Consider the following 10,494-nt stretch of genomic DNA (forward strand, 5'->3'; position numbering starts at 1 on the left):
GCTGGAGGCGCCGCCCGTCCGGCGGGCGGCCTCCAGCCGCCCCGTAGACCCACAGCCTCTCTGAGAGCCCCTGGGCCTCTCTGAAGGCCTCCGGCGTCGCTACGACTCCTCCTTGCGCACGCCGTAGATCGTCAGGGCCAGGCCCGCGACGCCCGTCACCGCGCTCACGACGGTCAGCGCGGTGCCGTCGAGCCAGCGATGCAGCAGGCCGAAGCTCTGGCCGAAGACGTGCTCGGCGATGAGGCCGCCGAAGCCCTGGATCATGAGGAGAACGCCGATGAATGCCATACGTCGATGATCCCGGCTGCGGCCGTCCCAGCCATCGGACCAAAGTATCGGGTGACCTGCACCTTGGAACCAGCTCTGAGAAGCATCTTTGGCATTCCTGTGACTCCGCTTGGCGGTTGTGTTCTTTTACAAGCGATTTAACGGGCACGCTGAATGGCCGTTGCCCGCTGGTTTTACTGGTCAAATCTCTTTGGAATTATCGAATTCAACTGCTTTATCGCAAATCTGGTGATAACGTGCGATTTGTGCAAGTCGCCAAACGGGGGAGGAATCATGGCCGGCACTCAGCTCGCACGCATCGACTTCCAGCAGGGTTGGGGCTGTCACCGCCGCAGGCGTTGCTGTCGCCGTAGGTGGTGGGACGGGTGCTGCCGTCGACGGTGGTGGGGGTGCTAGGTGAGGGTGTCTGACAACACCCTTGAGAGCCGGCGGCACAGCCGTCGGCTCTCATTGACTGTCTCCGGCCGCGAACTCGCACCGGCGATTTCCCTTCGCCGCACTTTCCGCGAGTTCTGGCCGGACACCCGCGGGTTGCGGCGGCTGTTCGCGGCCGGGGTCGGCTTCGCCGTCCTGGCCGCGCTCTGCGAGGTCGCCGCGATCCGCCTGTTCGGCCACATCACCGACGAGGTGCTCGCCACCCGGCGGCTGGCCGAGTTCTGGGTTCCGGCGCTGGCCTGGCTGGGGCTGGCCGCGGTCGCCGGGGTGACGTCGTTCGTGGCGGCGTACGCCACGGCGCTGGGCGCGGAGCGGTTCCTGCTGGCCCTGCGCGACCGGGTGTACGCGCACGTCCAGACGCTCGCGCCGGACTTCTCGGAGAGCCGGCGCCTCGGCGACCTGATGGCACGGCTGACCGACGACATCGAGGCCATCGAGGAGCTCGTCGGGTCCGGGCTGGTCAAGGCGCTCACCACCGCGGCCAGCGTGGTGTTCTTCGCCGGGGCGGCGTTCTTCATCCGCTGGGACCTCGCGCTCGTCACGATGGCGCTGATCCCGCTCTTCCTGGTCGTCTCCAGGGCGTTCGCGGCCAGGTTCAGGACCGCCGCGGCGCAGGAGCGCGCCAGCAATGGCGCCATGAACAGCGTCCTGGAGGAAGGGCTGGCCAACCAGCCACTCGTGCAGGCGTACAACCGGCAGCGGGCCGAGTCGCGGCGCCTGCACGGCGAGGGCCGCACGTGGCTGCGCGCCAACATGGCCCAGGCCTGGCTGTCCAGCCTGTACGGCCCCGCCGTCCAGATCATCGAGACCGTCTGCCTGATCGTCATCCTCGGGTTCGGCGCGTGGGAGATCGCCGCCGGCCGGTTGACGCTGGGCGGCCTGCTCGCCTTCGCCGCGTACCTGGCCCTGCTGTACCCGGCGGTGCAGGCGCTGGGCGAGCTGGCGCTGACGGTGTCCGAGGCGGCCGCCGGGGCCGACCGGGTCATCGAGATCCTGCGGGTGGAGCCCGCGGTCACCGACGCCGCCGGCGCCGTGCCCGCGGGCAGGAGCCGCGGCCTGGTCGAGTTCGACCGGGTCGGGTTCGCCTACCCGAGGAGGGGGCGGCAGGTGCTGCGGGAGCTGTCGTTCACCGCCTCGCCCGGAGAGGTCGTCGTCGTGGCCGGGCCCAGCGGGGCCGGCAAGTCCACGCTGGTCAAGCTGCTGCTGCGGTTCTACGACCCGGATGCGGGCCGCATCCTGCTGGACGGGGCCGACATCCGGGGCCTGACGCGGCAGTCGCTGCGCGAGAACATCACGGTCCTGCACCAGGAGACGCTGCTGTTCTCGGGGTCGGTACGCGACAACATCGCCTACGGGCGCCCGGACGCCTCGCTCGACGAGATCGTCGGGGCGGCGCGGGCGGCAGGCGTGCACGACTTCGTCAAGGCGCTGCCCCAGGGGTACGACACGCCGGTGGGGCAGCGGGGCCGGCTCCTGTCCGGCGGGCAGCGGCAGCGGATCGCGATCGCCAGGGCCATCCTGCGCGACACGCCGGTGCTGGTGCTCGACGAGCCCATGACCGGCCTGGACGAGGCCACGGCCACGCAGGTCATGCGGCCGCTGCTGCGGCTCATGGCCGGCCGGACGACGCTCCTGATCACGCACGACCTGCGGCACCTGCCGGAGGGTGCGCGGGTGGTGGAGCTGTCACCCGTGCCCCGGCCGCCGGAGCGCATCCGCCTGAAGCGCGGCGCCCACCGCCCGCACTCGCTGTCCCGCGCCACCTGACCACTTCCATCACCGGCACATTGTGGAGGGCCGCACCGGAACCCCGGTGCGGCCCTCATTTCCTGCTATTCCGGTGTGGGCGACCGGCCAGGAACACCTGGGTTCGTCGGCTCAGGTGCCGCATGGGCGGAGCGCTCGGACCGGTGCGGGCAACGGATCAGCCACCTCCACCGCCGCCTCCGCCGCCTCCGCCGCCGCCTCCGCCGCCGCCACCGCCTCCGTCGATGGCGCCGCCGCCTCCACCGCCGCCGCCGCCACCGTCACGGATGCCGCCGCCGCCTCCGCCTCCGCCGCCTCCGCCGTCACGACGACCGCCGCCGCCACCACCGCCTCCGCCGCCGCCTCCGCCGCCTCCGCCGCCGCCTCCGCCGCCTCCGCCGCCGCCTCCGCCTCCGCCGAAGCGGCGGATGCACCTAGCGCGGTTCCTGGCGTTGCGGCACGGCTGCTGCTTGCTGAGCTGCGTGGTGCCCTTCTGGACGGTGGGCTCGGTGACGGTGGACTGAGCCGATGCCGCCACAGGGGCAGCAAGGGCCGTGGCCGCCATCGCGCAGGCGGCGAGAAGGTTGCGAGTCTTCATCACGAGAGATCACCTCTTGAGGGTTGGAATTCCGGGCGGTGCCCGGATCTCTCTTGGCGCCATATCGGTCCTGGAGAGATCGATACGGCCTTCGGATCACCTTTCAAGCTAGGTCGAGGGCGCGGGCCACGTCATCCGGCGGAGGCAAAACTCGCGGCAGCCAGAAATTGCTCTGAAGCGCGTTACAAGAATGGCCGGAAGGCCCTCGGTCACGGTGCGCTACATCGCTGACATGCGCCGTCATCATCGCTAAAGGAATTTCCAGGGCGGCGGTGCGGCTTTTTGCCGTCCGCCCCGCCCGTGACGGAGCTTTCCGGCCGGCGGCGGCTCCCGGGTAAAGCGTGCCGCCCGGTCCGCTGCCCGCCGCGAATGCCGGTGAAAAAGGCGGCGCCGAACCGTTCACACCGTTCAGGTCTCCGAGCCGCCCCGTCAAGTGATGCGCGGGTAGAGCATGGCGCCGTCCGGCAGTGGCGGGCGTGACCTGAGGCGCGGGCCATTCTTTACCGTGACGGCCCGCCGTGCCCTGGCCACTGACCGGTCGGTCAAGGTGGTGTTGTCAGGCGCTCACACATCGTCACCTTCGGGGCAGTTTTTCGGGCGTTGGCGCTGGAAATCTCCATGTCAGAGACATCCTCGGACGCACCCGCCGAGGCCAGTCCCCTCGGATGCGCGCTGTCCGGGCCGGCCGTTGGAGGTAGCCATGTTCGCCCTCGTCGCCGCCGTACTGTTCGTGCTCGCGCTCATCTTCGAGATCGCCGGCCTCGCCGTCGGCAGCGTGATCACGGCCACCACGCTCGGCACCGCCGGGCTGCTCTGCGTCGCGCTCCACCTGATGGGCGTGGGCGCGGGATGGACCCCGCTGAAGAGGTGATGCCAAGTCGGGAGCCGCGCGCGGAGCGTCCGTGCGCGGCTTCCCACGGGTCAGGTCGCCAGCGTGAAGCGGACCTCGCGGGTCGCCGGGTCGGCCTGCGTCAGGCGTACCGTGACCCGCTCGCCCAGGGGGAGCGGGCCCTCGCAGCGGGCGATCACGGCCGGGTCGGCGAGCTGCACCTGGCCGCCGCCGCGCCGCTCGTCCACGTCGATCACCACCGCCTCGAACGCCTGCCCGATCCGCTCCCGCAGCAGGAACGCCTCCACCAGGTCCACGCACGCGCGCTCCACCGCCCCCGCCCGCCGCCCGGTCGAGGTCATGATGCCGGGCAGGCTCGCAAGCGCGGCCCTGATGTCGGACGGGACCGGCTCGCCGGCCGCCACGGCCAGGCACACCTCCGTCGCGTAGCGGTCGGCCAGGCGGCGCAGCGGCGCCGTGACGTGCGTGTACGGCGCCGCCACCGCCGCGTGCTCGGCCAGCTTGGGCGGAGCGCCGTCGAAGGCCACGTAGCCCGCGCCGCGCAGCAGCACCTTGGACTCGTGCAGGAACGCCGCCTGCTGCGCGTTCTTCGGGTCCAGGTCGTGCACCACGGCGCCGTAGGAGGCCCCGTCGGGCCACGGGACGTCCAGCGCCTGGGCAACCCTGCGGACCTTCGCCAGGTCGTCGGCGTGCGGCTGGGGCAGCACGCGAAGGATGCCGATCTCGGCGTCCAGCATCATCGCGGCCGCGGCCATGCCGGTCAGCAGCGAGATCTGCGCGTTCCACGCCTCGGCGGGCAGTGGCAGCCGGAACTCCAGCCGGTAGGCGCCGTCGTCGCCGGGGACGACCTCCTGCTCGGGCGTGGGCAGGGTGACGCCGCCGCGCTCACGCTCGAGCGCCAGCCGGAGGCGGCCGATCTCGGCCAGCAGCCCCAGCACGCCATCGGCCGTGCCCGTGTCGACCGCCGCCTGCACGTAGGCGTAGTCCAGGCGCTCACGGCTGCGTACGAGCGCGCGCTGCACGTCGGCGCCGACCGTGCGGCCGTCGGCGTCGAGGTCGATCCGCCACACCGCGGCCGGGCGCAGCGCGCCGGGCAGCAGGCTGGCCGCGTCCTCCGACAGGACCCCGGGGTGCAGCGGCACCTTGCCCGCGGGCAGGTAGACGGTCTCGCCCCTGGCGCGCGCCTCGGTGTCGATGACGCCGCCGGGGCGCACGAACGCGCCGACGTCCGCGATCGCGTACCAGACGCGGTAGCCGCCGCGCACCCGCTCCAGGTGGAGGGCCTGGTCGAGGTCCATCGAGCCGGGCGGGTCGATGGTGACGAACGGCACCTCGGACAGGTCCTCGGCGTCGAGCCGGGGCACTCGCGCCACCCATGCGGCCTCGTCGAGCACGGCACCGGGGAAGTCGTCCGGGAGGCCGAACTCCCGCCCGACGCGCTCGAACCCGTCCTCCAGCTTCAGGGGTATCTGATCGGGAACCTGAATCACTCTGCCAACCTACAGGGCGGCCGATCAGGTGAGGTGGCCCTCCAGGCCGGTGATCCGCAGCAGCCGCCGCATCGTCGGCGGGACGCCGGTGAGGCGCATCGCGGTGTGCAGGCGCAGGGCGTGGTTGCGGACCGAGACGAGGATGCCGAGCCCGGCCGCGTCGATGAAGGTGAGCCCGCTCACCTCGAGGAGGAGCGTGGCCCGCCTGCGCGGGGCGCTCCCCGCCTCCCGCAGCAGGCCGAACAGGTAACCGCGAAGCTGCTCGGTGGTGGCGATGTCGAGGTCTCCGGACACGCTGACGGTCAGGGTCTCGTCGCGGTGGCTGGTGGTCAGGTGCAGTGGCTGCATGTCGGCTCCGCGCTTGTCAGGGCCGGAACCTCCTGCCGGTTGCGCGGGCCGGTCCCTGCCTTGGGCACCAGAGTCATGGCGCGTCACGTAGTGCGACGGTGTTTGACTCAGAGTGTACATGCCTGGTCAGGCGTGAACCGTGGTTCCGGGGGACAGGACGGATCCGCGAGGACCGGTTCCGCTTACCCAGAGGGAAAAACATGACACCCGTCAGCGGGGCTCCAGCCCGCGAAGGAGGAGATCGCACAGCGCGGCGAAGTCGTCCTCGATGTCCGGCAGGCTCCAGTGGGCGGCGTGCGCCGGGTTGTGGAACCGGACGGAGGCGTAGAACACGGCACGGGCCGCCGCGGCCGGGTCGGGGGCCGCGAACTCGCCTCGCGCGACGCCGGCCTCGATGATCTGCCGGACCTGGCCGACCAGGTCGGCGAGGTGCCGGTCGATGACCTCGCTGGACTCGCTCACCAGCACCGTGTACGTGGCGAACAGCTCGGGGTCGTCGAGCGCCTTCTTGCGCTTGGCGCGGAACAGGGCGCTCAGCCATTCGCGCAGCCGCACGGGGGCCGGCGCGTCGGAGGCCAGGACGACGCCCAGCTCGGCGTGCGACTCGTCCAGCCAGCGCTGGGTGACGGCCTCGCGCAGGGCCGCCTTGCTCGGGAAGTGCCGGTAGACGCTGCCGTGGCTGACGCCGAGCGCCCGAGCGACGTCGACGACCGTCGCCTTGGCGGGCCCGTAGCGGCGCAGGACGTCTTGAGCCGCCGTGAGGATCTGATCCGCCGTCAGGATGCCGTCTGTCATATTTCCAATTCTGTCAGCCCATGGAGCTGTGCGTGATGCGGCGGTCCGTATCCCGATAAATGGCACTGAATCGTGGTCAGTGACACTACGCTGCTACCGCTGTCAGCTACGAGGGGAAAGCAGACGACATCGTGTGGATCGCCGTCGCAGTCTTAGCGGCCGCCGTCGTGGGCGCGGTGGTCTGGTGGCTCCGTCGTGACCAGGTCGCCGGCGGGGCCGGAGACCCGTTCGAGGTGGACGTGGATCTCGGGCTCGCGCCCGAGACCGAGCCCGCGTTCATGGAGGGCCTGCGGGCCTACCCGCTGCGGGCGCAGGTATGGCGCGGGGTGCTCACGACGTACGAGCCGCCCCGGCTGATCTCCCTGCACCTGCTCGCCGACGCCTTCGCGGCCAGGGGGGACGCCGCGCTGCACGATCCGCAGGGGGCGGTCGCGGCCCTGGTCGCGCAGCTCGCGGCGGTGGAACGGCCGGGAGTGCTGCACCTGCGCGCCGACTGGCTGGAGGGCGAGGTGGACGGCATGGACCGCCTGGGCTTCGCCGAGGCGGCGCAGAAGGCCGTGGCCGGCGGGTGCTCCGCGTCCGCCGACGTGACTGTTGGAGCGTTGCAGGTGGCCGTGCGCGACTCCAACACGATGATGCTGGACCTGGCCAGAATGCTGGAGCTCTACCGCGAGGCCCGAGACGGGCAGCCGGACGCCCCGGCGGAGGAGTTGCTGCGCGATGCGGCACAGCGCCTGATCGAAGCCGGCGATCCTGGTCTCACCTGGACCCGGCCGCCCACCCAGGAGGACCTCCACATCGTGCTCCAGCCCAGCTGAGACGGGTCATGGGCGGCTCCCCCTGAGGGGGCCTCCCGGTGATCAGCCGAGTGCCTCGTTCCGATAGGTTCGCGTGGTATCGACCAGCGTCTGCTGACTGAGGAGCTCGACTTGACACCCCTCATCTTGTCCGCCGCAGGTACTGCCCTCGTCCTCGACGGACCCGGGCTGCCGATGGTGCGCCACTTCGGCGCCGACCTCGGGCCCGCCGACGGGTCCGACCTGCTGCCCGCACTGGCGTCCTTGACCCCCGCGCAGCCGCTGCTGCCCGCCCAGGCGGACAGCTGGTTCGGCCGGCCGGGCCTGTCGGGCGGCCGGGCGGGCGAGCACTGGCCGGTGCGCTGGACGCTGGACCGGCTCGACGTGGACGCCGCCCCCGGGCGGGGCGGCACGGTGACCGTCGTGGTCTCCGACGCCAGGGCGGGTCTGGAGCTGGTGAGCGAGCTGGCCATGGACGCCCGCGGCCTGGTGACGATGCGGCACACGGTCACGAACACCGCCGCCTCGCCGTACCGGCTGGAGGGGTTGACCTGTGCCCTGCCGGTGCCGGCGCGCGCCGGCGAGCTGCTGGACTTCACCGGGCGGTGGGCGCTGGAGAAGGTGCCGCAGCGCACGGCGTTCGGCCAGGGCGTGTGGTCCAGGGAGAACCGCCGCGGCCGGACCGGGCACGACGGCACGGGGCTGCTGGTGGCCGGGACCGAGGGGTTCGGGTTCAGGGGCGGCGAGGTGTGGGCGGTGCACGCGGGCTGGAGCGGCAACCACGTCCACTACGCCGAGCGGCTGCCCGAGGGGCCGGCGCTGCTGGCGGCGGGCGAGCTGCTCGAGCCCGGCGAGATCGTCCTGGCCGAGGGGGAGAGCTACCGCACGCCGCTGGTGTACTTCACCTGGTCGGGCAGCGGCCTGGACGAGGCGAGCGCCCGCCTGCACGACCACCTGCGCGCCGCACGGCCGCTGCCGGTCCGGCCCGTCACGCTGAACAACTGGGAGGCCACCTACTTCGACCACGGCCTCGACCGGCTGCTGGAGCTGGCCGACAAGGCCGCGGCGGCCGGCATCGAGCGGTTCGTGCTCGACGACGGCTGGTTCCGCCACCGCCGCGACGACCGGGCCGGGCTCGGCGACTGGTACGTCGACGAGGGCGTGTGGCCGAACGGCCTGCACCCGCTGGCCAAGCACGTGCGCGAGCTCGGCATGCAGTTCGGGCTCTGGTTCGAGCCCGAGATGGTCAACCCGGACTCCGACCTGCTGCGCGCGCACCCCGACTGGGTCCTCGGCCAGGCCGAGCGCATGCCGCCGCCGCAGCGCCACCAGCAGGTGCTCGACCTGGCCAGGCCCGAGGCGTACGACTACCTGCTGGAGCGCCTGGACAGCCTGGTCAGCGAGTACGAGCTCGACTACATCAAGTGGGACCACAACCGCGACATCGCCGAGCCCGTCCACGACGGCGTGCCCGGGGTGCACGCGCAGACCCTGGCCACGTACCGGCTGCTGGACGAGCTGCGGGCCCGCCACCCCCGGCTGGAGATCGAGTCGTGCTCGTCGGGCGGCGCGCGCATCGACTACGGCGTCCTGGCGCGTACCGACCGGGTGTGGACGTCCGACTCCAACGACGCGCTCGACCGGCAGTCGATCCAGCGCTGGACGGGCCTGCTCGTGCCGCCGGAGCGGATGGGCAGCCACGTCGGCGCCCCGCACGACCACGTCACGGGGCGCTCGCTGCCGCTGGCCTTCCGCGCCGCGACCGCGCTGTTCGGGCACATGGGCGTGGAGTGGGACCTGACCTCGGCGAGCGAGGCCGAGCTGGAGGAGCTGGCCGAGTGGATCGCGCTGCACAAGCGGCTGCGGCCGGTGCTGCACGCGGGCCGGGTGGTGCGGGCCGACCATCCCGACCCGACGGCGCTGCTGCACGGCGTGGTGCTGCCCGAGCGCGGCGTGTTCGCCTATGCCCAGCTCAGCTCGAGGGTGTCCATCGGCCCCGCGCCGCTGCGCCTGCCCGGGCTCGACCCGGCGAGCACGTACGAGGTGCGCGTCGCCGTGCCCAAGACCCCCGCGTCGAACATGCCGCAGTGGTCGACACCGCGGTGGATGGCCGGTCCGGTGCGGCTGAGCGGCGCGGTCCTGGGTGAGCTGGGGCTGCCCGCCCCGGCGCTGCGGCCGACCACCGCGCTCGTCATCGAGGTCGAGAAGGTCTGAAGCCGGGTCACGTAAGGGTCATGCGGTGAAGGCGGTTTAATGCCGCCGCAACCGCGCCGTTCGTGATCGGGTAACAAGCCGCGGACACACTGGGCGGCATGAGCGATGCACCCAAGGTGTTGGACGGAAACCGGCGCTCCTGGCGGCGGGAGGTCGCCGAGCTGGCCGCGCTCTTCCTCGCGGTCGGCCTGGCGCACCTGCTCGCGACCCTGCTCGGCCACCAGGAGCCCGGCCCTGTCGTGCTGGTCGGGCTCGGAGTGGCGCTGATCGCCGGAGCGGCGCTGCACAGGCGGCTGGGCCGCCGGCCCGTACGGAAGGCGGCCCCGCTGCCCGTGGAGGGCGGCGCGGGCTCGCCGATGGTGTTGTGGCGCATCCGCATGCGGGTGGTGGAGCGGCCCGGCCGGCTCGCCACCGTGGCGGGCGCGTTCGGGCGGCTGGGCTGCAACATCCTGGCGCTGCACATCGCGCCGACCGGCAGCAGCGCCATCACGCCCGCCGGGTGTGACGCGCTGGACGAGTTCGTCATCGAGGCGCCGCCGGGGCTGGCGCTCGACGCGCTGGCCGGGGCGCTGAGCGAGGCGGGCGGGCACGACGTGGTGATCGTGCCCGCCCAGGTCAAGGACCTCACCGATCCCGGCGTGCAGGCTCTCGTGCTGGCGCAGCGGGTCAGCGCGGATCCTGACCGGCTGCCCGAGGCGATGGGGGAGTTGCTGCGGGTCTCGCGGGTGGAGTGGCGGCGGCCCGGGGACACGGTGGACGAGGGGGCCGAGCTCAACACCACCATGGTGATCTCGGTCAACCCGGACCGGGCGCTGTTGATCCGGCGGCCGGAGCTGCCGTTCACCCCGACGGAGGCCGCCCGGGCCGCCGCCCTTACGGCGGCTGCCCGCCAGGCCCGCTACAGCGCCTCCGGCTGATCGGGCGCGTGCGTCG

General features: G+C 72.4%; 10 protein-coding genes. 5 read left to right on the top strand and 5 right to left on the bottom strand.

The features are described from left to right. Positions 1-99: 99 nt before the first annotated feature. Positions 100-288 (bottom strand): hypothetical protein, encoded by a 189-nt coding sequence (locus AB0H84_RS33260; protein WP_357613093.1) that lies wholly within the window; start codon positions 286-288, stop codon positions 100-102. Positions 289-819: 531 nt separating this feature from the next. Between AB0H84_RS33260 and AB0H84_RS33265 the strand changes: the two genes are divergently transcribed. Next, positions 820-2,490, top strand: a complete 1,671-nt coding sequence (locus AB0H84_RS33265) for an ABC transporter ATP-binding protein (RefSeq protein WP_357613096.1) — start codon at positions 820-822, stop codon at positions 2,488-2,490. Positions 2,491-2,601: 111 nt separating this feature from the next. Here AB0H84_RS33265 and AB0H84_RS33270 read toward each other — a convergent pair whose 3' ends face one another. Continuing rightward, the gene (locus AB0H84_RS33270) at positions 2,602-2,814 is read right to left on the bottom strand and encodes a hypothetical protein (RefSeq protein WP_357613099.1); all 213 of its coding nucleotides are present in this window, start codon (positions 2,812-2,814) and stop codon (positions 2,602-2,604) included. Positions 2,815-3,767: 953 nt separating this feature from the next. Here AB0H84_RS33270 and AB0H84_RS33275 point away from each other — a divergent pair. Next, a complete protein-coding gene (locus tag AB0H84_RS33275; RefSeq protein ID WP_357613102.1) occupies positions 3,768-3,938 on the top strand; it encodes a hypothetical protein in 171 nt (56 codons plus the stop codon). A 50-nt stretch (positions 3,939-3,988) separates the two neighbouring features. On the opposite strand, the gene AB0H84_RS33280 is transcribed toward AB0H84_RS33275, so the two are convergent. From AB0H84_RS33280 to AB0H84_RS33290, 3 genes are all read right to left on the bottom strand, one after another. After that, entirely contained in the window at positions 3,989-5,407 is a 1,419-nt protein-coding gene (locus AB0H84_RS33280; protein ID WP_357613105.1) for an RNB domain-containing ribonuclease, read from the bottom strand. A 24-nt stretch (positions 5,408-5,431) separates the two neighbouring features. Further along, entirely contained in the window at positions 5,432-5,755 is a 324-nt protein-coding gene (locus AB0H84_RS33285; RefSeq protein WP_357613108.1) for an STAS domain-containing protein, read from the bottom strand. A 210-nt stretch (positions 5,756-5,965) separates the two neighbouring features. Further along, positions 5,966-6,550, bottom strand: coding sequence for a TetR family transcriptional regulator (locus AB0H84_RS33290; RefSeq protein ID WP_357613111.1), 585 nt, complete (start codon positions 6,548-6,550; stop codon positions 5,966-5,968). A gap of 131 nt (positions 6,551-6,681) precedes the next feature. On the opposite strand from AB0H84_RS33290, the gene AB0H84_RS33295 reads away from it, so the two are divergent. The 3 genes from AB0H84_RS33295 (at position 6,682) to AB0H84_RS33305 (ending at position 10,478) form a co-directional block, all read left to right on the top strand. After that, entirely contained in the window at positions 6,682-7,368 is a 687-nt protein-coding gene (locus tag AB0H84_RS33295; RefSeq protein WP_357613113.1) for a hypothetical protein, read from the top strand. 111 nt (positions 7,369-7,479) lie between these two features. Beyond that, entirely contained in the window at positions 7,480-9,561 is a 2,082-nt protein-coding gene (locus tag AB0H84_RS33300) for an alpha-galactosidase (RefSeq protein WP_357613116.1), read from the top strand. 98 nt (positions 9,562-9,659) lie between these two features. Beyond that, positions 9,660-10,478, top strand: coding sequence for an ACT domain-containing protein (locus tag AB0H84_RS33305; protein ID WP_357613119.1), 819 nt, complete (start codon positions 9,660-9,662; stop codon positions 10,476-10,478). Positions 10,479-10,494 lie beyond the last annotated feature (16 nt).

The organism is Nonomuraea sp. NPDC050786 (assembly GCF_040654115.1).
GTDB lineage: Bacteria > Actinomycetota > Actinomycetes > Streptosporangiales > Streptosporangiaceae > Nonomuraea.

Excerpts from the sequence above, each read along its gene's own strand:
- AB0H84_RS33260 (WP_357613093.1), bottom strand. The coding sequence starts at position 288 with ATGGCATTCATCGGCGTTCTCCTCATGATCCAGGGCTTCGGCGGCCTC.
- AB0H84_RS33275 (WP_357613102.1), top strand. The coding sequence starts at position 3,768 with ATGTTCGCCCTCGTCGCCGCCGTACTGTTCGTGCTCGCGCTCATCTTC.
- AB0H84_RS33285 (WP_357613108.1), bottom strand. The coding sequence starts at position 5,755 with ATGCAGCCACTGCACCTGACCACCAGCCACCGCGACGAGACCCTGACC.
- AB0H84_RS33290 (WP_357613111.1), bottom strand. The coding sequence starts at position 6,550 with ATGACAGACGGCATCCTGACGGCGGATCAGATCCTCACGGCGGCTCAA.
- AB0H84_RS33305 (WP_357613119.1), top strand. The coding sequence starts at position 9,660 with ATGAGCGATGCACCCAAGGTGTTGGACGGAAACCGGCGCTCCTGGCGG.